Consider the following 20,567-nt stretch of genomic DNA (forward strand, 5'->3'; position numbering starts at 1 on the left):
GCGCCGGTCTACGCTCCCGGTGGCGTGCGGCAACCCCGATTGTGGTGCGCGATCGATAAGGCTGGTTGATCGATCGATTGACGGATGCCGTGATTGCTCGGACAACGTAGCGGCCCCGGCCCGCGCCGGGGCGACGGTTACAGCGCCGCGATCGCCGCCGCCAGTGGGCGGATCGCCGCCTCGCTCTGGTCCCATGACGTCACCAGCCGGATTTCGCCCGGCGCCCAGTCGTAGAAGTCGAAACCCAGCGCGCGGAGCGATGCCGCTTCCGCTGCGCTCGCGCGCAGGAACACTTCGTTGGCCTCGACCGGATAGACCAGTCGGGCGGGGGCCGCCTGCGCCAGCAGCGCCGCGCCGGCATTCGCGGCGCGGGCATTGGCGCGCCACACGTCGCCGTCGAGCATCGCCAGGATCTGCGCGGCGAGGAAGCGGCCCTTCGACAGCAACAGCCCGGCGCGCTTGCGGCGATAGAGCGTCGCATCGGCCAATTCGGGCTTGAAGAACACCAGCGCCTCGGCGTTCATCCCGCCATTCTTGACGAAGCCGAAGCTCAGCGCGTCGACGCCGGCGCGCCACGTCAGGTCGGCGAGGTCGGCGCCGCCATGCGCGACCGCATTGGCGAACCGCGCGCCGTCCATGTGAAAGCCGAGCCCGTTCGCCTTGGCGAGATCGCCGAGCGCGGCGACCTCGTCGGGCGTGTAGGTCAGGCCGTATTCGGTCGCATTGGTGATCGACAACGCATGCGCCTGGACCTGGTGGACGTCGGGCCGGATCGCGTCGAGCACCGCCGCGACCGCCTCCGGCGTCAGCTTCGCGCCTGCGCCCTCGGCCAGCAACAGCTTGGCGCCGAGCAGGAAGAAGCCGGGTGCACCGGCCTCGTCGGTGTTGATGTGCGCGTCGCGGTGGCACACGACCGCGCCGTGCGGCTGGCAGAGCGCGGCGAGCGCGAGGCAATTGGCCGACGTCCCGCTCGGCGTCCATAGCACGCGCACTGCGGTGCTGAACAGGTCGGAGAAGCGCCCGTCGAGTTCGCGGCTCCAGCGATCGCCGTCATAGGCGGTGTCGAGCGTGTTGGCGGTGGCGATCGCGTCGATGACGGCGGGGCAGGCGGGGGCGGCATTGTCGGAGAAGAAGCGCATGACGGTTCTTTGCCGCGTCCGCCTGCTTCCGTCACCCTGAACTTGTCTTAGGGGCCATCGTGCAACCCGCGGTGATAGTGGTTGGGCACGATGGATGCTGATCCGCGTTCAGCATGACGGAAAATCTATTGCTCCTCCGGCGGCTTCGGCGGGCGATCGCCCTGGTCGGGGGCGGGGCCGATCTTCAGCGTGCCGTCCTTCTTGACCTGCAGGTTCATGCCCAGCCCCTCGATGCTGCCCTCGACCGGAATCGGGCCGACGCCGGGATCGATCGTCATGTCGCCGTCCATCGCGTTGTCGTCATCGGTGGCGTCGACGGTCGGCGGCGGTGGCGGCGGGCTGACGCCGAGCGCTTGCTGCATGAAGTCCTTCCACAGCCGCGCCGGCACGCCGCCCCCCGACAGGCCGGGGTTGGAGGTGTTGTCGTCGTTGCCGACCCACACGCCGACCACCAGATCCTTGGCGAAGCCGACGAACAGCGCGTCGCGGCTGTCCTGCGTCGTGCCGGTCTTGCCGTAGGCCGGGATCGACAGCCACGCCTCGCGCCCCGTCCCGCTGGTCGCCGACAGCGACAACAGGTCGAGCATCTCGTCGCGCACCTTGTCATCTATGGTGCTCTTGCTGCCGACGATGCGTTCGTACCAGCCGGGATTTTCCGCGGCATCGATGCCGTGCGCGCCGACCGGATACTTGCCCTGGTCGATCGCGGCGAAGGCGCTGGTCAGTTCGAGCAGCGAGCCGGTCGCGGTGCCCAGCGCGATGGTCGCCTCGTGCGGCAGCGGGGTGGAAATGCCGAGGTCGCGCGCCGCCTTGATGACCGCATCCACCCCGACCTTCTGGATCAGTCGCGCGGCAGCGACGTTGGACGATTTCTGGAAGGCGCGGCGCAATGTGATCTTGCCCTCGTAGCGGCCGTCGCTGTTCTTGGGACTCCAGTTGCCGATCGTGACCGGCTCGTCCTCGATCGTGTCGTCGGGGGTCAGGCCGGCGCGCATCGCCGCCAGGTAGACGAACAGCTTGAAGGTCGATCCCGGCTGACGCCGCGCCTGGGTCGCGCGGTTGAACGGACTGGCGGCGTAGTCCTTGCCGCCGATCATCGCGACGACGCGGCCGTCCGGACGCATCGCGACCAGCGCGACCTGCGCCTGACGCAGACCGGCGCGCTTGACCGCGCGCTCCGCCGCCTTTTGCAACCGCGTATCGAGCGTCGTGGTGACGGTCGCTTCCTGGCTCAGATCCTCCTGCGTGTCGCGCGCCTGCGGCAACACCCAGTCGGCGAAATAGGTGCCGTCGGGCAGTTGCTTCTCACCGGCATTGGGATGCGGCGTCGCGAGCCGGGTGGCGGCGGCCTGATCCTGTGTCAGGAAGCCGGCGGCGACCATCGCGCCGAGCACGACCTTCTCGCGCTCGCGCGCACCCGACAGGTTGCCAGTCGGTGCCAGCTTCGACGGCGCCTTGACCAGCCCGGCCAGCATCGCCGCCTGGCTGACCGTCAGATCCTCCGGCGCGCAATCGAAATAATGCCGCGCGGCGGCGCGCAAGCCATAGACGTTGTCGCCGAAATAGACGGTCGAGAGGTAGCGCGACAGGATCTCGTTCTTCGACAGCCACGTCTCCAGCCAGAACGCGATAAACACCTCGCGCAGCTTGCGCCCGGCGGTGCGGTCCGAATTGAGGAAGGCGTTCTTCGCCAGCTGCTGCGTGATCGTGCTGCCGCCTTCGCGCACGCCGCCCGCGCCGACATTGTGCCACATCGCGCGGCCGACGCCCCACGGATCGACGCCCCAATGCGTATAGAAGCGCCGGTCCTCGATCGCGACGAAGGCGTTGGTCACGTATTTCGGCAGCTTCGACGCGTCGACCGCCTTGTCGACGATCGCGCCGCGCTTGGCGATCGGCGTCACGCCGTCGCTGGCGAGCAGGGTGATCGACGGCGGCGTCGGCGGTTGCAACGACTTGGACAGCGGCGCTGTGACCGCCAGCCAGCCGACCAGTACCACGAACAGCACGATGAACACCGCCAGAAAGCGGACGACGATCCGGCCCCAGCGGCGCCTGGGCCTGGCCGGCGGCTCGGTCGGCGGCACCGGCCTCTCGGGGATCGGCATCGCGCCGGCCGGATAGGCCTGAAGATACGGTTCGGGATCGACCGGATAGACCGAATGTGCCCCCCATCGCGGATCGGGGCTGCGGCCGGGGTCTACGGGGTCGTCACGCATGCTTCGTTCAATTCCGGCACTGGCACCGGACTGGCCGGGGCGGCGAGCGTATTACTCGAATAGAACGCCTACTGCAATCACGGGAGTAGCAGGTGCCGGGCGCTCGCGCTATCGCTGCCGTTCTCGCTCCAGCGAAAAGGATGGAAGATGGCCGGCGCGCCCTTGATCGTGGGAATCGGCGGAACGATCGGCGCGGTGTCGTCGACCGAACGCGCGTTGCGAATCGCGCTCGATGCGGTGGAGCGGGAAGGCTATGCGACGCGGCTGTTCGGCGGCGCCGACATGGCGCGGTTGCCGCTCTACGACCCCCGCTCGCCGAGCCGGACGCATCACGAGCAGGATTTCGTCGCGGCGGTGCGCCAGGCGTCGGGGCTCATCATCGCGTCGCCCGGCTATCACGGCAGCATCTCCGGCGTGGTCAAGAACGCGCTCGACCTGCTGGAGGAAACGGCGCGCGATGCCCGGCCCTACCTTGCCGACATGCCGGTCGGACTGATTGCGACCGCCTACGGCTGGCAGGCGACCGGGAGCACGATCGCGGCGCTGCGCTCGATCGTCCACGCATTGCGCGGCTGGCCGACGCCGTTCGCGGCCGCGATCAACACCCAACTCACCAAGTTCGACGAATCGGGTGCCACAACCGATCAGGCCGTGGTCGACCAACTGTGCCTGATCGGGCGCCAGGTCGCGCGCTTCGCGCCGCTGGTCGACGGCAAGGGCGACTGATCCAAATTAGGTCTCGCGCGTACTAGCGGTTTCCCACCGACGACGAGGATCGCGATGGCCCTGTTGAAGCATTCGACGCTGCACCTTTCCCCCGACGCCAGCCGCACCGTCATCCGCCCGTTCGACCCGCAATATCCCGACGCCTTCGCGCATGACGGACAGTCGCGGACCGAACGCATCGTCGCGGCGGTGCTGGCGAAGAACGCCGAGGAACTCGCCGCCGACGAGAAACGGATGATCGCACCGCTCCATGCGCGGCACCGCAACCTCGATGACCGCCTGCTCGCCCGCTATTGCGACGTCGCGCGCGTCGTGCCCGCGGCGGACGGAGCGAGCGACCAGGCCAAACTCGTGATCGGCGCCTATTTCAGCGAGGAATATTCGTTCGAGGCGGCCGCGCTGTTCAACCCCAGCATGGTGCCGCACCCGCGCCAGGACGGCATGCCGGAGGGGACCGTCCGCATCCTGCTGTCGCTGCGCGGCATCGGGGAGGGGCACATCTCCTCGGTCACCTTCCGCACCGGGCGGTGGAGCAAGCGCGACGGTTTCACGATCGATCGACCGAGCCACCAGGCCGTCTCGCCGGTCATCAGCGCGGCCGCCGTGCCCGGCGACGACGTCACCCGGATCCAGTGCGTCGGCAGCCGCGATCCGTCGGAAAGCGTGCTGTTTCCCGTCACCGACAGCCAGCGCCAGGGCATAGAGGACCTGCGGCTATGCCAGTTCGTCGACGACGACGGCACCGTCGATCATGTCGGCACCTATACCGCGTTCGACGGCCGCGCGACGCGCTCCGAACTGCTTCGCGGGTTCAATTACGACGAGTTCGAGATGCGCCCGCTGAACGGCTCGGTCGCCGCGGCCAAGGGCATGGCGCTGTTCCCGCGCCGGATCGACGGCCGCTACGCCATGTTGGGGCGACAGGACAATGAGAGCATCTGGCTGATCCTCTCCGACGACCTCTACACCTGGGACGGTGGCGAGAAGCTCATCAGTCCGAAATTCGGCTGGGACCTGTGCCAGATGGGCAATTGCGGCTCGCCGATCGAGATCGACGAGGGATGGCTCGTCATCACCCATGGCGTCGGGCTGATGCGCAATTATTCGATGGGCGCGGCCTTGCTCGACAAACAGGACCCGTCGAAAGTTCTCGCGCGCACGGCCGAACCGATCCTGCGCCCGAGCGCCAAGGAACGCGACGGCTACGTCCCCAACGTCGTCTATAGCTGCGGCGCGATGGTTCACGACCGCACGCTGCTGCTCCCCTACGGCATCGCCGACAACTTCGCCGCCTTCGCGAGTTGCGAGGTGGACGACATACTCGCGGTGCTACGGTAGCGGGGATCGGTCTATTGCGGGCCGACCGGCGTCGCTTTGCTGGCCGACGACACGCGCAAGACGACCGCGATGGGACGACCCGCCGAGAGGTAGGTACGCCCGGTCGGTTTGCCCGGTGTCCAGTACACGCAAGGGTCGGGCATGCTTTCGGCGGGTGTATCGGTCCTCGTAATGACCTTGCACGCCATGACGTTTCCGTTGGCACCGACCGTAAGCTCGTAGTCCAGGCTGAAATTCGCTTGCGCGATATCGACCGGAAGCGGGGCTGCATTGCCGGCATCGTCCGGCATGGCCCACCGGACGGGAAAATAATAGACGCTCGCGATCGCGCGACCACGCTTGTCGGTCGCCGGGTTGAACCGCCCGCGTTCCATCAATATCGCGCAGGCTTTGGCGTCCAGACTCTCCGTCCCGCTGGACGTCTGAATCTTGCAACTGGTTATCTGGCCCGTCGCATCGATCTGGAGCGCGGCCACGACCCTGCCCTGGCGATTGGCTCGAATGGCCTCGGGCGGATAGTCGTCCGGCTGGATCCAACTCGTGACATCACCGATCGGGGACGGGCTCATCGCCGTCTTCGCTCGTTGAGCCGCGGCGGGCGCCGAAACCAAAAGGCACATTCCCAAAGCACGCAGCCACGCTGTCCGCATCGTCTTCCCGACTGGTAATGGTTCGAAGATCGATCCTGTCGCACATCGGCGCCAATAGCCAGGGACAAAACCTGCCGCTGGGCCGTTACCGGCGCGGTACGATGGAAGATGGCCGCGCCGATCCACGGCAAATCGCAGGCGAGCCAGCCTCGACCAAATCATCAGCTGAAAAATGGTGCTGCCGGTGAGGATTGAACTCACGACCTCAGCCTTACCAAGGATGCGCTCTACCACTGAGCTACGGCAGCACTCACGTCGGGCCTGACGGCTAGCGGACGGGAGGCGCGCCTATGTCCGGCGCTCCGGATATTGTCAAGGCGCGGACGGCGGGGCTAGGCAGCGGCGATGCCGACGAACGACGAGAGGGCCGCACGGCTCGCCGCGCAACTGCGCGCCAACCTGCGCCGGCGCAAGGAACAGGCGCGCGGGCTGGGGGATACGCCGCGCGACGCCGGCGATTCGGCCAGGGATGACGCGAGCGAGCGGGAGGCGTAAGGGAGCGCGATGCACCGTCCGCAACTGTCGATCGTCGTTCCCTGCTACAACGAGGCGCTGACGCTGCCCCAGTTGCATGCGCGCGTGAGTGCTGCCGCCAAGGCCGAGGTCGGCGAGGATTACGAACTCGTCCTCATCAACGACGGGTCGAAGGACGACAGCTGGCCGATCATGCGATCGCTGGCGGCGGCCGATCCGCGGCTGGTCGCGATCAACCTGTCGCGCAACCACGGTCACCAGCTGGCGCTGACCGCGGGGCTCGACCTGTGCGCGGGCGAACAGATCCTCATCATCGACGCCGACCTGCAGGACCCGCCCGAACTGCTGGGCGACATGCGCAAGCTGATGGCGGCGGACGGTGCCGACGTCGTCTATGCGGTGCGGCGCAAGCGCGAGGGCGAGACGTTCTTCAAGAAGGCGACGGCGGCGGCGTTCTACCGCCTGCTCGACCGCGTGACCGACACGCCGATCCCGCTCGATACCGGCGATTTCCGCCTGATGTCGCGCCGCGCGCTGGACGCGTTTCTCAGCCTGCCGGAGCAGGCGCGGTTCATTCGCGGCATGGTGGCGTGGGTCGGGTTTCGCCAGGTGCCCTTTCCCTATGACCGCGCCGAGCGGTTCGCGGGCGAAACCAATTATCCGCTGTCGAAGATGCTGCGGCTGGCGTTCGACGCGATGACCGGGTTCTCGACCAAGCCGCTGACGCTGGCGAGCCATTTCGGGGTGGCGCTGGCGGGGGCGTCGGTGCTGCTGCTGATCTACATCGCCTACGGTTTCCTGCGTGGCGGGGCGGTGCCGGGCTGGACATCGACGATGTTCGTCGTCGTGCTGCTGGGATCGGTGCAGATGTTCGTGCTCGGCGTGATCGGCGAGTATCTCGGGCGGCTGTACGTCGAGGCGAAACGGCGGCCACTCTATCTGGTCAGCGACATTGCCGGGCCGGTGCAGGGCAGCGCGACCCTCGGCTATCGCGCCGGCGACGGACACCATGTCGGGGTTGCGCCCGCCGTTCCCGAACTGGCGACGGAGCGCGACGCGGCCGAGTGAGGGTCAGCCCTTCGGTACCGCCAGCGTCAGGATCGATACGCCCATCGGCATCGGTACGCGCCCGACCAGATGCCGCTCGACGCGGAAGATCGCCTCGAACAATTTATTGACCGGGCCGGGCGGCGGCGAATCGTCCGAATCATCCTTGCCACGCAGCCGCCCCGCAATCCGCGACGCCGCGGCGAGCGGGAACAGCAGCGAGTTGAAATAACCGAACTTGGTCGGCGACAGACCCGCCGCGTCGATCGCCGCCTTCAGGGTCGCCTTCGAATAGCGGCGGTGGTGGTGGTTGACGACGTCGTGCGCCGACCACATCCACTGATGCGCCGGCACCGCGATCAGGATCTTGCCGCCGGGTTTCAGGCAGTCCTTCATCGCGCGAAGAGCGGCGACATCGTCATCGATATGCTCGACCACGTCGAGCACCGCGATCATGTCGTAGGCGCCACGTGTGATGCCCGGCAGCGCCGGCAGCGGTGCGTCGCCGACCGGCTTGCCGAGCCGCGCGCTGGCGATCGCGCGCGCGGCGGGGTCGATCTCGATCGCGTCGACCTCGCCGAATTGTTGCAGCATCGGCAGATTGTGCCCGGTGCCACAACCGATCTCGAGGATGCGCGCGTCCTTCGGCAACGCCGCCTCGCGCGCGATGTAGTCGTGCAGGACGTCGCGCCGCGCGGTGTACCACCAGTGCGTCGAATCGTGCTCCGCCATGCGGTCGTAGACGATCCTATCCATGACAGCCGTCCATCAGCCGAACACCCATTGTCGGTTGAGCGCGAAGGTCGCGAGCGGCGTCAGCGTCATGATCGGGAGCAGCGGCGCCCAGGCGGGGCCGTGGAACAGCGGCCCGGTGATGATCCAGGTGAACAGGGCGTTGAGCACCAGGCCAGCGCCCTGCACCAGCAGGAACTTGGCGTGCTGACGCCCGCTATTGTCGCGCTGGCCGTGCCCCTTGAAGCTCCACGCGCTGTGCATGAAGAAACCGGCCGTGGCGGCGACCAGGAAGCCAGGCGGCACCGCCAGCACCGCCATATTGCCGCGAAACACCCACCAGGCGAGCGGCAGGTAGACGGCGGAATAGATCAGCGTCGAAATCACCCCGGCGATGCCGAAGCGGATCAACTGACCGAGCATGCCGCTGTCGCGCAGGCTCTCATATCGTCGAAGGATCGCCGTCACATACTTGCCTAGAAACCGTGCGCCGCCCTAATGCGGCGTCGGGCGTGAGGGAAGTGTTTTGACGACGATCGAAGGTCGGCTGGCCGAGTTCGGTGCGGAAATCGACCGCCACTGGGTGCGCTATGCCCTGTTGGCGTGGCTGGTTGTCGCGATCTTCTATTTCGGTGGACGCTGGGAACAGGTCCAGGCGCTGGGCCTGGGCGACACCGACGACAACATGCGGCTGATGCAGGTTCGTGCGCTGCTCAACGGCCAACCCTGGTACGACCTGCGCAACTACCGGATCGATCCGCCGGGCGGCCTCGACATCCACTGGAGCCGGATCGTCGACCTGCCGATCGCCGCGCTCATCCTGGTGCTGCGCCCGTTCCTGGGGACGCCAGAGGCGGAGCGGATCGCGTGCGGGATCGCGCCGTTGCTGCCGCTGTCGATCGCGTTCCTGGGGTTGGGGGCGACGGTGCGCCGGCTGGTCGATCCGCGCGCCTGGCCGATCGCGGCGGCGCTGCTGGTGTTCGCGTGCGGCGCGACGATCCTGATGTTCGCGCCCGACCGGATCGACCATCACGGCTGGCAGCTCGCGATGCTGAGCCTGACCGTCGCCGGGCTGTGCGATCCGAGGGGCGGGCGCGGTGGCGCGCTGGTCGGCGCGGCGAGCGCGTTCAGCATCGCGATCGGGCTCGAAATGCTGCCGTTCGCGGCGATGGCGGGCGCGATCATCACGCTGCAATGGATCTGGGATCGCGGGCATCGCCAGCGGCTGATGGGCTATGCCGCCAGCCTGGGTGGGGGCACCGCGCTCGGCTATGCGGCGTTCGGGTCGTATGCCGACATGGTGATGCGCTGCGATGCGCTGACGCCCGTCTACCTGACGGTGATGCTGGCGGCGGGGTTGCTGCTGTTCGCGCTGGCCTGGATCGATCCGGCGTCGCGGTGGGTGCGGCTGGCGCTGGCGGTCGCGGCGGGGGCGGTGATCGCGGGCGGCTTCGTTCACCTGTTCCCGCAATGCCTGGGCCGGCCCGAGCAAGTGTCGGACGAGCTGGCGCGCAACTGGCTCAACAACGTGCGCGAGGCGAAGCCGATCTACGCCCATCCGTTCGCGCAGGCGTTCCCGATCGTCACCTTTCCGCTGATCGGCCTGCTCGGCACGGCGATCGCGACCAAGCGCGCGGTCGACGAGCGCGCATCGAACGTCGTCGGCTGGGCCGCGGTCGCGCTGTTCACGCTGTTCGCCTGCCTGATGCTGTTGTGGCAGACGCGGGCCGGCCCGGGGGCGCAATTGCTCGCGGTGCCGGGCGCCACCGCGCTGATGTGGATCGCGGTGCCGCTGATGCTGGGCAGCGGCAACGTGCTGGTCCGCGTGTTCGGCACCTTCGCGGTCGTCCTGTTCGCGAGCGGCGCGTTCAGCGGCCTCGCGCTTCCCTATCTCGACCAGGGCGACAAGCCCGACCGGCGTACGCGGATCATCAACATCGCCAACAATCGCTGCCCGCGCTTAGCGGCGATGGCGCCGCTCGATCGTTATCCGGCGGCGACGACGTTCACCTTCGTCGATCTCGGCCCGCGCCTGGTCGTGACGACGCACCACGATGCGATCGCGGGGCCGTATCATCGCAACGGCGATGCGATCCTCGACGTCCAGCACGCCTTCACCGGATCGCCCGAGCAGTTCCGGCAGATCGCGGCGAAGCACGGCGCGACGATGCTGCTGGTGTGCCCGAACCTGCCCGAGTCGACGATCTACCGCGCGCGCAATCCCAACGGCTTCTACGGCCGGCTGGCGCAGGGCGAGAGCTTCCCGTTCCTGACGCCGCTGCCGTTGCCCAGGAACTCGCCGCTGCGGCTGTTCCGGATCAATCCCTGACGTCAAACTTGACAAACTTGACGGGGGTAGCACCGCCCCGAGGACCCTGGCGAAGCCGCGGCGACCCGACATTCGACACGATCAAACAGCCCGGTCAGGATGTCGGGCCGAACCCTACATCGCAAGCGGTCAGTTCAGCCCCAGGCTGATCCGGATCCCGTCGATCACGAACTGCACCGCCAGCGCGCCGAGCAGCACGCCGAGGATGCGCGTGATGACCGCCTCGATCCGCGCGCCGAGCAGCTTCATCAGCGGCCCCGCCGCCAGCAACGCGACCAAAGTCAATGCCAGGATCGTCGCCAGCGCCGCCAGCACCACCGCCACGCGCTCGATCCCGTGGTTGCGGCTCATCATCAGCATGACGCTGGCGATCGAGCCGGGTCCCGCGATCATCGGCATCGCCATCGGGAAGATCGACACGTCCTCGACCTCGGGCGTCGCGGCGACCTTGGCCGCGCGATCCTCGCGCCGCTCGGTCCGCTTCTCGAACACCATCTCGAGCGCGATCAGGAACAGCATGATCCCGCCGGCGATGCGAAACGCCGACAGGCTGACCCCCAGCGCCTTGAGGATGCCTTCGCCGACCGCGGCGAACACGAACAGGATGATCGCGGCGACCACGACCGCCCGCACCGCCATCGTCCGGCGATGGACCGGCGACGCGCCCTTGGTCAGCCCGGCATAGATCGGCGCGCAGCCCGGCGGGTCGATCACGATGAAGAAGGTGACGAGCGCGGAAAGGAACAGCTCGATCATCGGGTCGGCACGATCACAATGCGGCCTCGTCCACCGCCACGCCCTCGCGCCGGCACGCCGACACCAGCGTGTTCCGCAACAGCACGGCGATCGTCATCGGCCCGACGCCGCCCGGCACCGGGGTCATAGCGCCCGCGACCTGCATCGCGCCGGCGAAGTCGACGTCGCCGACCAGGCCGGCGTCGGTCCGGTTGATGCCGACGTCGATCACGGTCGCACCGGGCTTGAGCCACTCCCCCTTGACCATTGCCGGCCGACCGACGGCGGCGACGACGATGTCGGCGCGCCTGACGACGCTCGCCAGGTCCCGGGTCTTCGAATGCGCGATCGTGACGGTGCAGCTTTCGCCGAGCAGCAGTTGTGCCATCGGCTTGCCGACGATGTTCGACCGCCCGATCACCACCGCGTCGCGCCCGGCCAGATCGCCGAGTTGATCCTTCAGCAGCATCAGGCAACCGAGCGGGGTGCACGGAACGAACCCGTCGAGCCCGGTCGCCAGCCGCCCGGCATTGACCGGGTGGAAACCGTCGACGTCCTTGTCCGGATCGATCCGTGTGGTCACCGCGCGCTCGTCGATGTGGGCGGGCAGGGGAAGCTGGACCAGGATGCCGTCGACCGCGGGATCGGCGTTGAGCCGGTCGATCAGCGCGAGCAGGTCGGTCTGCGGCGTGTCGGCGGGCAGCTTGTGTTCGAAACTCGCCATGCCGGCGGCGACCGTCGCCTTGTGCTTGGAGCGGACATAGACCGCCGAGGCCGGGTCTTCGCCGACCAGCACGACCGCGAGCCCGGGGACGCGGCCCGCCGCCTGTTCGAACGCCGCCACGTGCGTCGCGATCCGCTCGCGCAGGCCCAGCGCGAATGCCTTGCCGTCGATGATGCTAGCCGTCATGCCGCGGCTGATAGAGCGTGGCGGCGATCTTCGCCAGCGCTTCGGCATCGCCGGCGATCGCGAGCCGTTTCAGCCGTGCCCGCTCACCCGCGACCAGCCGCACCGCGCGCCTCGCCACGCCGAAATGACGCGCGACCAAGGCCAGCAATGCCGCATTGGCGGCCCCGTCGACCGGCGGCGCGTTGAGCCGGGCGATGGCGTGGTCGGGTCCGGGCTCCAGCACCTCGCGCGCCGATCGCGGCGTCACGCGCACCGCGATCTCGATCCGTCGGACGTTGCGCGCCAACCGGTCAGATCGTGCCGATCCCCAGATACCACGCCGCGATATTGGGCAGGACGATGGCGCGCAGGATGTAGATCAGGATCAGCACGACCATCGGCGACAGGTCGAGCGCGCCGAAATCGGGCAGGATCCGCCGGATCGGGCGATAGAGCGGGTCGGTCATCCGCTGCAGCGCTTGCCAGATCGAGCGGACGGTCGGGTTATAGGTGTTGATGACGTTGAACGCGATCAGCCACGACAGCACCGCTTGCACGATGATGATCCACCATACGACGTCGAGCAGGACGGCGAGGATTTGGAGGATGGTAATCAAGCGCTGTCTCCGTAGAAGGTGTATTGCCGATATAGTACGCCGTTCACGCCCTGACCAGCGTGCCGGCACCGCGTCGGGTGAAGATTTCGAGCAGCATGCCGTGCGGCACGCGTCCGTCGAGGATGACGGCGGCGCCGACCCCGGCCTCGACCGCGGACAGGCAGGTATCGACCTTGGGGATCATCCCGCCCGAAATGGTGCCGTCCGCCTTCATCGCCTCGATCGTCGCGCGGTCGAGGTCGGTCTGCAACTCGCCATGCTTGTCGAGCACGCCGGGTACGTCGGTCAGCAGGAAGAAGCGCGTCGCGCCCAGCGCGCCGGCGATCGCCCCGGCCATGGTGTCGGCGTTGATGTTGTAGGTCTCGCCGTCCGCCCCCAGCGCGACCGGCGCCACCACCGGGATGAAGCCGTCGCGCGCCAGATTGTTGAGGATCGACGGATCGACGCGCACCGGCTCGCCGACGAAGCCGAGATCGACGTGACGCTCGATCCCCGAATTGCGGTCGGGCTCGGTCCGCGTGACCTTCTCGGCCAGCACCAGGTTGGCGTCCTTGCCTGAAATGCCGACCGCGCGCCCGCCGAGCGCCGCGACCCAGCCGACGATTTCCTTGTTGATCTTGCCGGCCAGCACCATCTCGGCGACTTCGGCGGTGGCGGCGTCGGTGACGCGAAGACCGCCGATGAACTGCGATTCGACGCCGAGCCGCTTCAGCATCGAGCCGATCTGCGGGCCGCCGCCATGGACCACCACCGGGTTGATGCCGACCGCCTTCAACAGCACCACGTCCTCGGCGAAATCGCGCTGCGCCTCGGCATCGCCCATCGCATGGCCGCCATATTTGATGACGAAGGTCTGGCCGGCGTAGCGCTGCATGTAGGGCAGCGCCTCGACCAGCGTCTCGGCCTTGGCGAGGAGGGCGGCGGAAGGGGTGTGGTCGGTCATCGCCGCGCCCCTAGGCCGCGACGCGCGTGCCGTCCAGTTTCCGGCCCAGCGCGACGAACGCGTAGATGAGCGGCGGCACCAGGATCGCCGACAGCACGACCTTCGCGATCATCTGACCCGCCAGCAGTTCGGCGATCGGGAAGACGCCGGCGAACGAGATCGTCACGAACAGCAGGGTGTCGACGATCTGGCTGAGCATGCTGGCGATCGCGGCGCGCAGCCAGAGCAGCCTGGACCCCTCGCGCCCCTTCAACGCGGCGAAGATCGTGACGTTGAGCGTCTGCGAGATGCCGTAGGCGACGATCCCGCCCAGCCAGATGCGCGGCGTGCCACCCATGATCGTATCGAACGCCGCCAGCCGCTCGGGCGCCATGTCGTGCGCCGCCGGCACCGCCAGCACCGCGATCGACAGCAGGATCGAGACGATCAGCGGCACGAACCCGATCCGCACCAGCGTATTGGCGGTGGCGCCACCGTGCAGTTCGGCCACCGCGCTCGACGTCACGACGAGCAGCAGGAAGGCGAAGATGCCCGCCTCGACCGCGAGCGGGCCGAGCCCGAACACCGGCCCGATCGCCGACAGCGGCCCCAGCGCGACCTGCTTGTTGCCGAGCACGCCGGCGATGCAGACCATGCCGCCGTAGAAGATCGAAAAGGCGAAGAGCGAGCGCGGGATCGAAACGACAGACTTATCCATCGCCCGACGCTAGCGCCATTTCGCCGGGCGTCAAACGGGTGGGCGAACCACGGTCCCTCGATACCGTCATGCCGGGCTCGTCCCGGCATCCGCCGTCGCGCCAGTACAGCGACCGGCGCTGATGCGGCGCGGTGGACCCCGGCACGGGGCCGGGGTGACGGTTATTAGTCGCGGCGTGACCGATGCCGCCGTCGTCATGCCGGACTCGATCCGGCATTCCGCGTTTACGAAAGCGGGACCCCGGCTCGAAGCCGGCGTAACGACGATGGGATAGAGCGTCGTTACTTCATCGTCTTGTTGCAGGCGCTCCAATATTGCGGCCACTTCATGCTCGCCGGCACCTTGCCCGCGGCCTTGTCGGCCTTCCACTTGGCGCCGCACTGGCGCTCGCGAGCGTACATCGCCTGTTGCGCCGCCGTCGGCTGGCCGGCGACGCGGGCGGGCTTGGCGGCGGCGACCGCCTTGGCCGGCGCGGCGGCCTTGGCGGGGGCGGCCGGCGCAGCCGCGGCGGCCGGCTTCATCGACGCGCGGCAGGCCGCCAGGAACTGCATCCAGGTCTGACCGGCGGGCAGGGTCTTGGCGGTCTTGGCCGCCTGATACTTGGCGCCACACGCCTGCATCACGTTGTCGGCGGCGAAGGCCGGGCTCGCCAGCCCGATCGCGCCCAGCGCTGCCATGGCCAGCATCGATTTCGTCGTGCGATTCATCGCGTCCACTCCCCGGGCCGGGCGCGGGATCGCCCCGGACTGGATCGATCCTGCTCCTCCACCCCGCCGATTGCCAGCGCGAAATCGCGTGCCGCCGCCTGCTGCGATCAAGCGGACTTGTCCTCGCCCGATTTGCCGCCATAGTCGCCCGCTGAAAATCAGCGGCTTGGGGGCCGACCGAACATCATGCAGCGTATCCTGATCGGCCTGGCCGGTATCGTCGTCATCCTGTTGATCGCGTTCGCCTTGTCGAACAACCGCCGCGGCATCCGGCTGCGCGTCGTCGGCGCGGCGTTCGCGCTGCAAGCGGCGATCGCGGTGCTGGTGCTGAAGGCGCCATGGGGCGTGGCGGCGTTGAAGGGCGCCTCGGCGGGCGTGTCCAACCTGCTCGGCTATGCGCATAACGGCGTCGATTTCCTGTTCGGCCCGCTCGCCAAGCCGGAGGTCGGCGGCACAAGCTTCGCGATCGCCGCGCTGCCGGTCATCATCTTCTTCGCCAGCCTGGTGTCGATCCTCTATTATCTCGGCATCATGCAGTTGGTCGTGCGCTGGATCGGCGGCGCGATCGAGAAAGTGATCGGGGTGTCGAAGGTCGAGAGCCTGTGCGCCGCCGCCAACATCTTCGTCGGCCAGAGCGAATCGCCGCTGGTCATCAAGCCGTACCTCGCCGGCCTCACCCCGCCGCAACTGTTTACGGTGATGGCGAGCGGGATGGCGGGCGTCGCGGGCACGATCCTCGCCGCCTATGCCTCGATGGGGATCCGGATCGAATATCTGCTCGCCGCCAGCTTCATGGCGGCGCCGGGCGGCATCCTGATGGCGAAGATCATCATGCCCGACACGCGCGCGCTGGCCGACGAGGATCGCGTCATCGACCTGCCCGACGCGCGGATCAGCGAGCAAGGGCCGGCGGCGTTGCTGCCCGAAGGCGGTGTGCCCGGCGAGCCGCTGCCCGAGGCGACGCACGACGAGGAAAAACCCGCCAACCTCATCATGGCGGCGGCGCAGGGTGCGCAGACAGGCGTGCGGCTGGCGGTCGCGGTCGGCGCGATGGTGCTCGCGTTCGTCGCCCTGGTCGCGCTGGCCAACGGCATCCTCGGCGGGATCGGCGGCTGGTTCGGGCATCCCGACCTCAGCTTCCAGGCGATCCTGGGCGCGATCTTCAAGCCGGTCATGTATCTGCTGAACGTGCCGTGGAACGAAGCCGGCGCGGCGGGCGGCTTCTTCGGCGAGAAGATCGTGCTCAACGAGTTCGTCGCCTATATCGACCTCGGCAAGCAGCAGGCGGCGCTGAGCCCGCATACCGTCGCGGTGGTGACGTTCGCGCTGTGCGGCTTCGCCAATTTCTCGTCGATCGCGATCCAGATGGCGGTGACCGGCAGCCTCGCTCCCAACCAGCGTCCGATGATCGCGAAGCTGGGCCTGCGCGCGCTGGCGGCGGGGAGCCTCGCGAACCTGATGTCGGCGGCGCTGGCGGGGATGCTGATCGCCTAGACGGCGGCGTATTCCGGATCATGGCACGTCGCCGCCATAACGGACGTTTCCGCACCGCGGCCCGCTGTCGTCAGCCGGATCAAGGGGTTATGACCACCGAGATCATCAGGGAGACGAGCGATGCTGGATCAGGAAGCGCAACAAGCCGCCACGCAGCAATTGCGGGAGTTCGTCGACAAATATAGCGGCATGCGGATCCAGTCGACCAGCGCCAAGGTCGTGACCTACACCAACGGCCTCTACAACGTCGACGGCAGCACCTGGGACCCCAAGATCGACGGCAAGAACTGGAAGCCGTTGCTCGAATTCTACGGCATCGGCGGCAATTGCTACGTCACCAGCCCGCTTCCGACGAAGCCGTCCAGCCATCCCGGTTTCAACGTTGGTGGACATATGACGCAGAACGACAAAGGCAGCGTCCCCACCGGCGGCCAATGCTACCTCATGCCGCTCTGTTCCTGGCACAACGGCAAGGCCAATGACGGTGTGCTGTTCTCGCACACGCAGACCAAGATGCTGCAGCTGTCGGGATATATGCAGGGCGAAGCGGTGGCGACCTTTCTCGCGCGCCTGCCGAGCGACGCGCCGCTATCGCTGGTCTTTCTCGACGAAGACGGCCTGTCGTACCGCAATATCGCCGACGAGCCTGGGGCCGCGGCCCAAACGCTGGCCGCCGACGACGGCCCCAGCACGGCCGACAGTGGCCCATACGTGCTGCTGCGCCAGCACATTGATGGCGATACGGTGACCTACACGATCGAGGACTCGCAATTCTAGCGGCGAACGGCGGTGGCCGTCACCGCCTGAACGCCAGCCGTATCAGCCCCACAACCGCGATCAGCGCCCAGGCGCTTTCCATGATGACCGCGGACAGGTTGAAATCGTGGCTGAGGCTGACCAGGATCAAGCTCGCGCCGAGCAGGTTGCCGACGAGCGCGATCGCCGACCGCGCGTCGATCCGGTCGGCGACGGTCGCGGCATAGGTCAGCAGGATCAGTGCGGTCCCGGCCAGTCCCGCCGCGTCGTAAGCAGTCATGCCGCGCTCATCGCGTCGGCACCGGTTCGGCGCCCGAATAATCGTAGAAGCCGCGCCCGGTCTTGCGGCCGTACCAGCCCGCCTCGACATATTTGACCAGCAGCGGGGCGGGGCGGAACTTGGGGTCGCCGGTGCCGTCGAACAGGACCCGCGTGATCTCCAGGCAGGTGTCGAGCCCGATGAAGTCGGCCAGCGTCAGCGGCCCCATCGGGTGGTTGAGCCCGAGCTGGCAGGCGAGGTCGATGTCGCGGATCGTCGCGACGCCCTCGCCGAGCGCGAAGCACGCTTCGTTGAGCATCGGCATCAGGATGCGGTTGACGATGAAGCCCGGCGCGTCGTTGGCGCGCACCACCTGCTTGCCGAGCGCGGCGGCATAGGTCTCGATCGCCGCGACCGTGTCGTCGCTGGTGGCGAGGCCGCGGATGATCTCGATCAGGCCCATGACCGGCACCGGGTTGAAGAAGTGCACGCCGATGAACCGCTTCGGGTCGGGCGTCGCCTGTGCCAGCCGCGTGATCGGGATCGACGAGGTGTTGGACGCCAGGATCGTGGTGGCGCCCATGACCTTGCCGACCTCGGCGAAGATCGCGCGCTTGATCTCCTCGCGTTCGGTCGCGGCCTCGACGATCAGGCCGCATCTGCCCATCGCGGTCGGCCCGTCGATCGTCTCGATCCGCGCCAGCGCCTGGTCCATCGCCGCGGCGTCGAGCTTGCCCTTGTCGACGGCCCGGGCGAGCTGTCGGCCGATCCCGGCCTTGCCGGCGTCGGCGCGTTCCTTCGACACGTCGGCGAGCAGCACGTGATAGCCGGCCTGCGCCGTCACCTGGGCGATCCCCGCACCCATCTGTCCCGCCCCGATCACGCCGACGACCTGCATTGCTTGCTCCCGAAAGTTCAGTCGGTTGCCCTAGCCGGGGGCGCGGGCGTCAGTCCAGCCGGCGGCAGTCGTATGCGGTGGTGAGGTACGGGAACACGACCTCGTCCCGCTCGGCCAGGTTGGGGGTGCGCGCGATCAGGTCGCGGACCTCGGCGACGACCTCGGCCTTGGTCGACTCGGGCAAGGCGGCGATGAAGCTGGTCGACAGCGTCCGGCCGACGATCACGTCCTCCGGCGTGCCGCGATGCTCGTAGCGCAACCGTGTCTCGTGCAGCGGCGTGAAGCCGGGGGCGGGGAAGGGCGCGCGCCACGCCGCCTCGCTCTCGCGCGGAGCGTCGTCCTGATGGCGGTTGGTGATCGCGGACAGTTCGGCGACCCACGGCACGCTGGTGTCGCGCACGTTCCAGATCAGCCCGAGCGTGCCGCCGGGGCGCAGCACACGGTGGAACTCGGTGACGACACCGGCGGTCGCGAACCAGTGGAAGGCGGTCGCGCAGACCACCGCATCGACGCTGGCATCGCCGAGCGGCAGGCGGTCGGCGGGGGCGACGATCGTGCGCACCGCGGGCAACGCGACGTGGAGTTCGCGCAGCATCTCCGCCACCGGATCGATCGCGACGACCTCGGCCCCGATCGCCGCGAGCAAAGCGGTGAACTTGCCGGTACCCGCGCCGACCTCCGCCACCACGCTCCCCGCACCGACGCCGAGCCGGTCGTGCAGCCAGTCCCCGACCGCGGCGGGATAGCCCGGCCGGCTGGTCGCATAGACACCGGCGCCGCGCGCGAAGCCGGTTCCGGCGACCGGATTGACCGATCCGCTCACGGCGCGGGACGCGGCGCCTGCGCCTCGGCCAGATACAGCGCGAACTGGTCGGCGGGGTCGGTCCACTCGGCGATCGGCGTCCAGCCGCCCGCGCGCAGCAATATGCGCGCATCGCGGGGGCCGTATTTGTGGCTGTTCTCGGTGTGGATCGTCTCACCCGCGGCGATCGTGAAGGGGCGGCCCTCGATGGTGAAGGCGACGTCGCGCGTCGCCTCCAGGTGCATCTCGATCCGCGCGCGGTCGTCGTTCCAGATCGCGCGGTGGCGGAACGCCTCGACCGGGATCGTGCCGTCGAGCTCGCGATTGATCCGTTCGAGCAGGTTGAGGTTGAACGCCGCGGTCACGCCGGCCGCATCGTCATAGGCGCGCTCGAGCACTGCGTGATCCTTGATCCGGTCCATTCCGATCAGCAGCATCGCCCCTTCCCCGAGCGACTGGCGCATCGCGCGCAGCAGGTCGGTCGACGACAGCGGGATCATGTTGCCGATGGTCGAACCGGGAAAGAAGCCGAGCTTGGGGAACGCGGCAATCCCGGCGGGCAGCTTCAGCGGTTGCAGGAAATCGGCTTCGAGTGGCTGGACCGCGAGGTCCGGGAACCGCGCCGCGAGCGCCCGCGACGATTCACGCAGGAAATCGCCCGATATGTCGATCGGCACATAAGCGGCGGGCGCGACCGCTTCGAGCAGCAGCGGCGTCTTGGTCGAGGATCCCGATCCGAACTCGACCACCGCGCGGCCCGGCCCGACGCGCGCGGCGATCTCGCCGGCCTTGTCGCGGAGCAACGCCGTCTCGGTCCGCGTCGGATAATATTCCGGCAGGTCGGTGATCGCCTCGAACAGTTCCGACCCGCGCCGGTCGTAGAACCACCGCGCCGGGATCGCGCGTGGCCGCCGCGTCAGCCCGTCGATCACGTCGGCGCGAAACGCCGGGTCGGCGAAGCTGCGCGTGCCGTCCTCGATTTCCTGTTTCAGCACGGCCGCATCCTCTTGTTCGTCATTCCCGCGAAAGCGGGAACCCATCTCCTGCGCGTGCTACTCGGTGAAACGGCGGGAGATGGGCCCCCGCTTTCGCGGGGGTGACGGACCGGAGAATGCA

23 protein-coding genes and 1 tRNA gene are annotated in these 20,567 nt (G+C 68.1%); 7 read left to right on the forward strand and 17 right to left on the reverse strand.

Annotated features, from left to right (window positions below; all coding sequences use genetic code 11):
• Window positions 1-137: 137 nt before the first annotated feature.
• Both J0I47_RS14560 and J0I47_RS14565 read right to left on the reverse strand, forming a co-directional pair.
• Window positions 138-1,139, reverse strand: coding sequence for a beta-eliminating lyase-related protein (locus J0I47_RS14560; RefSeq protein ID WP_294047687.1), 1,002 nt, complete (start codon window positions 1,137-1,139; stop codon window positions 138-140).
• Between the two features lie 125 nt (window positions 1,140-1,264).
• A complete protein-coding gene (locus tag J0I47_RS14565) occupies window positions 1,265-3,358 on the reverse strand; it encodes a transglycosylase domain-containing protein (protein WP_294047688.1) in 2,094 nt (697 codons plus the stop codon).
• Between the two features lie 147 nt (window positions 3,359-3,505).
• Here J0I47_RS14565 and J0I47_RS14570 point away from each other — a divergent pair, with 147 nt between their 5' ends.
• Window positions 3,506-4,084, forward strand: a complete 579-nt coding sequence (locus J0I47_RS14570; protein ID WP_294047689.1) for an NADPH-dependent FMN reductase — start codon at window positions 3,506-3,508, stop codon at window positions 4,082-4,084.
• A gap of 54 nt (window positions 4,085-4,138) precedes the next feature.
• Window positions 4,139-5,422, forward strand: coding sequence for a glycoside hydrolase family 130 protein (locus J0I47_RS14575; protein ID WP_294047690.1), 1,284 nt, complete (start codon window positions 4,139-4,141; stop codon window positions 5,420-5,422).
• A gap of 11 nt (window positions 5,423-5,433) precedes the next feature.
• On the opposite strand, the gene J0I47_RS14580 is transcribed toward J0I47_RS14575, so the two are convergent.
• The gene (locus J0I47_RS14580; RefSeq protein ID WP_294047691.1) at window positions 5,434-5,991 is read right to left on the reverse strand and encodes an energy transducer TonB; all 558 of its coding nucleotides are present in this window, start codon (window positions 5,989-5,991) and stop codon (window positions 5,434-5,436) included.
• Between the two features lie 254 nt (window positions 5,992-6,245).
• Window positions 6,246-6,320: transfer RNA gene (locus J0I47_RS14585), tRNA-Thr, on the reverse strand.
• Between the two features lie 97 nt (window positions 6,321-6,417).
• Here J0I47_RS14585 and J0I47_RS14590 point away from each other — a divergent pair.
• Together J0I47_RS14590 and J0I47_RS14595 are read left to right on the forward strand one after the other, a co-directional pair.
• Window positions 6,418-6,567, forward strand: coding sequence for a hypothetical protein (locus J0I47_RS14590; protein ID WP_294047692.1), 150 nt, complete (start codon window positions 6,418-6,420; stop codon window positions 6,565-6,567).
• A gap of 9 nt (window positions 6,568-6,576) precedes the next feature.
• Window positions 6,577-7,614 (forward strand): glycosyltransferase family 2 protein, encoded by a 1,038-nt coding sequence (locus J0I47_RS14595; protein WP_294047693.1) that lies wholly within the window; start codon window positions 6,577-6,579, stop codon window positions 7,612-7,614.
• A 3-nt stretch (window positions 7,615-7,617) separates the two neighbouring features.
• Here J0I47_RS14595 and J0I47_RS14600 read toward each other — a convergent pair whose 3' ends face one another.
• Window positions 7,618-8,349, reverse strand: a complete 732-nt coding sequence (locus J0I47_RS14600; protein WP_294047694.1) for a class I SAM-dependent methyltransferase — start codon at window positions 8,347-8,349, stop codon at window positions 7,618-7,620.
• Window positions 8,350-8,361: 12 nt separating this feature from the next.
• Window positions 8,362-8,748: a GtrA family protein gene (locus tag J0I47_RS14605; RefSeq protein ID WP_294047763.1), complete on the reverse strand. Its 387-nt coding sequence runs from the start codon at window positions 8,746-8,748 to the stop codon at window positions 8,362-8,364.
• A gap of 103 nt (window positions 8,749-8,851) precedes the next feature.
• Between J0I47_RS14605 and J0I47_RS14610 the strand changes: the two genes are divergently transcribed.
• On the forward strand, window positions 8,852-10,654 hold the full coding sequence (locus tag J0I47_RS14610; RefSeq protein WP_294047695.1) for an AcrB/AcrD/AcrF family protein: 1,803 nt from the start codon (window positions 8,852-8,854) through the stop codon (window positions 10,652-10,654).
• Between the two features lie 129 nt (window positions 10,655-10,783).
• Here J0I47_RS14610 and J0I47_RS14615 read toward each other — a convergent pair whose 3' ends face one another.
• From J0I47_RS14615 to J0I47_RS14645, 7 genes are all read right to left on the reverse strand, one after another.
• Window positions 10,784-11,410 (reverse strand): MarC family protein, encoded by a 627-nt coding sequence (locus tag J0I47_RS14615; RefSeq protein ID WP_294047696.1) that lies wholly within the window; start codon window positions 11,408-11,410, stop codon window positions 10,784-10,786.
• Between the two features lie 13 nt (window positions 11,411-11,423).
• A complete protein-coding gene (gene folD / locus J0I47_RS14620; RefSeq protein ID WP_294047697.1) occupies window positions 11,424-12,299 on the reverse strand; it encodes a bifunctional methylenetetrahydrofolate dehydrogenase/methenyltetrahydrofolate cyclohydrolase FolD in 876 nt (291 codons plus the stop codon).
• Window positions 12,289-12,585 carry a DUF167 family protein gene (locus J0I47_RS14625; RefSeq protein WP_294047698.1) on the reverse strand — a complete coding sequence of 99 codons (297 nt, stop codon included), beginning with the start codon at window positions 12,583-12,585 and terminating at the stop codon, window positions 12,289-12,291. The genes folD and J0I47_RS14625 overlap by 11 nt, the downstream gene beginning before the upstream one ends.
• A 4-nt stretch (window positions 12,586-12,589) precedes the next feature.
• Complete coding sequence (locus J0I47_RS14630; RefSeq protein ID WP_294047699.1) at window positions 12,590-12,895, reverse strand: YggT family protein; 306 nt, start codon at window positions 12,893-12,895, stop codon at window positions 12,590-12,592.
• A gap of 43 nt (window positions 12,896-12,938) precedes the next feature.
• The gene (gene argB, locus J0I47_RS14635; protein WP_294047700.1) at window positions 12,939-13,838 is read right to left on the reverse strand and encodes an acetylglutamate kinase; all 900 of its coding nucleotides are present in this window, start codon (window positions 13,836-13,838) and stop codon (window positions 12,939-12,941) included.
• A gap of 10 nt (window positions 13,839-13,848) precedes the next feature.
• On the reverse strand, window positions 13,849-14,535 hold the full coding sequence (locus J0I47_RS14640; RefSeq protein ID WP_294047701.1) for a queuosine precursor transporter: 687 nt from the start codon (window positions 14,533-14,535) through the stop codon (window positions 13,849-13,851).
• 281 nt (window positions 14,536-14,816) lie between these two features.
• Entirely contained in the window at window positions 14,817-15,242 is a 426-nt protein-coding gene (locus J0I47_RS14645) for a hypothetical protein (protein ID WP_294047702.1), read from the reverse strand.
• Between the two features lie 186 nt (window positions 15,243-15,428).
• Here J0I47_RS14645 and J0I47_RS14650 point away from each other — a divergent pair, with 186 nt between their 5' ends.
• Window positions 15,429-16,736: a NupC/NupG family nucleoside CNT transporter gene (locus tag J0I47_RS14650; protein WP_294047703.1), complete on the forward strand. Its 1,308-nt coding sequence runs from the start codon at window positions 15,429-15,431 to the stop codon at window positions 16,734-16,736.
• Window positions 16,737-16,856: 120 nt separating this feature from the next.
• On the forward strand, window positions 16,857-17,513 hold the full coding sequence (locus J0I47_RS14655) for a hypothetical protein (protein ID WP_294047704.1): 657 nt from the start codon (window positions 16,857-16,859) through the stop codon (window positions 17,511-17,513).
• Between the two features lie 19 nt (window positions 17,514-17,532).
• Here J0I47_RS14655 and J0I47_RS14660 read toward each other — a convergent pair whose 3' ends face one another.
• From J0I47_RS14660 to egtD, 4 genes are read right to left on the reverse strand one after another with little or no spacing between them, the layout of a single operon-like run.
• Entirely contained in the window at window positions 17,533-17,772 is a 240-nt protein-coding gene (locus J0I47_RS14660; protein ID WP_294047705.1) for a hypothetical protein, read from the reverse strand.
• A gap of 7 nt (window positions 17,773-17,779) precedes the next feature.
• On the reverse strand, window positions 17,780-18,649 hold the full coding sequence (locus J0I47_RS14665) for a 3-hydroxyacyl-CoA dehydrogenase NAD-binding domain-containing protein (RefSeq protein WP_294047706.1): 870 nt from the start codon (window positions 18,647-18,649) through the stop codon (window positions 17,780-17,782).
• A gap of 49 nt (window positions 18,650-18,698) precedes the next feature.
• On the reverse strand, window positions 18,699-19,472 hold the full coding sequence (locus J0I47_RS14670) for a class I SAM-dependent methyltransferase (RefSeq protein ID WP_294047707.1): 774 nt from the start codon (window positions 19,470-19,472) through the stop codon (window positions 18,699-18,701).
• Window positions 19,469-20,446, reverse strand: coding sequence for an L-histidine N(alpha)-methyltransferase (egtD, locus tag J0I47_RS14675; protein WP_294047708.1), 978 nt, complete (start codon window positions 20,444-20,446; stop codon window positions 19,469-19,471). Before egtD ends, J0I47_RS14670 begins: the two co-directional genes overlap by 4 nt.
• Between the last annotated feature and the right edge of the window lie 121 nt (window positions 20,447-20,567).

Source organism: Sphingomonas sp., from assembly GCF_017304635.1.
Classification (GTDB): Bacteria; Pseudomonadota; Alphaproteobacteria; order Sphingomonadales; family Sphingomonadaceae; genus Sphingomonas.

Excerpts from the sequence above, each read along its gene's own strand:
- J0I47_RS14560 (WP_294047687.1), bottom strand. The coding sequence starts at position 1,139 with ATGCGCTTCTTCTCCGACAATGCCGCCCCCGCCTGCCCCGCCGTCATC.
- J0I47_RS14565 (WP_294047688.1), bottom strand. The coding sequence starts at position 3,358 with ATGCGTGACGACCCCGTAGACCCCGGCCGCAGCCCCGATCCGCGATGG.
- J0I47_RS14570 (WP_294047689.1), top strand. The coding sequence starts at position 3,506 with ATGGCCGGCGCGCCCTTGATCGTGGGAATCGGCGGAACGATCGGCGCG.
- J0I47_RS14575 (WP_294047690.1), top strand. The coding sequence starts at position 4,139 with ATGGCCCTGTTGAAGCATTCGACGCTGCACCTTTCCCCCGACGCCAGC.
- J0I47_RS14580 (WP_294047691.1), bottom strand. The coding sequence starts at position 5,991 with ATGAGCCCGTCCCCGATCGGTGATGTCACGAGTTGGATCCAGCCGGAC.
- J0I47_RS14590 (WP_294047692.1), top strand. The coding sequence starts at position 6,418 with ATGCCGACGAACGACGAGAGGGCCGCACGGCTCGCCGCGCAACTGCGC.
- J0I47_RS14595 (WP_294047693.1), top strand. The coding sequence starts at position 6,577 with ATGCACCGTCCGCAACTGTCGATCGTCGTTCCCTGCTACAACGAGGCG.
- J0I47_RS14600 (WP_294047694.1), bottom strand. The coding sequence starts at position 8,349 with ATGGATAGGATCGTCTACGACCGCATGGCGGAGCACGATTCGACGCAC.
- J0I47_RS14605 (WP_294047763.1), bottom strand. The coding sequence starts at position 8,748 with ATGCTCGGTCAGTTGATCCGCTTCGGCATCGCCGGGGTGATTTCGACG.
- J0I47_RS14615 (WP_294047696.1), bottom strand. The coding sequence starts at position 11,410 with ATGATCGAGCTGTTCCTTTCCGCGCTCGTCACCTTCTTCATCGTGATC.
- folD (WP_294047697.1), bottom strand. The coding sequence starts at position 12,299 with ATGACGGCTAGCATCATCGACGGCAAGGCATTCGCGCTGGGCCTGCGC.
- argB (WP_294047700.1), bottom strand. The coding sequence starts at position 13,838 with ATGACCGACCACACCCCTTCCGCCGCCCTCCTCGCCAAGGCCGAGACG.
- J0I47_RS14640 (WP_294047701.1), bottom strand. The coding sequence starts at position 14,535 with ATGGATAAGTCTGTCGTTTCGATCCCGCGCTCGCTCTTCGCCTTTTCG.
- J0I47_RS14645 (WP_294047702.1), bottom strand. The coding sequence starts at position 15,242 with ATGAATCGCACGACGAAATCGATGCTGGCCATGGCAGCGCTGGGCGCG.
- J0I47_RS14650 (WP_294047703.1), top strand. The coding sequence starts at position 15,429 with ATGCAGCGTATCCTGATCGGCCTGGCCGGTATCGTCGTCATCCTGTTG.
- J0I47_RS14655 (WP_294047704.1), top strand. The coding sequence starts at position 16,857 with ATGCTGGATCAGGAAGCGCAACAAGCCGCCACGCAGCAATTGCGGGAG.
- J0I47_RS14660 (WP_294047705.1), bottom strand. The coding sequence starts at position 17,772 with ATGACTGCTTACGACGCGGCGGGACTGGCCGGGACCGCACTGATCCTG.
- J0I47_RS14665 (WP_294047706.1), bottom strand. The coding sequence starts at position 18,649 with ATGCAGGTCGTCGGCGTGATCGGGGCGGGACAGATGGGTGCGGGGATC.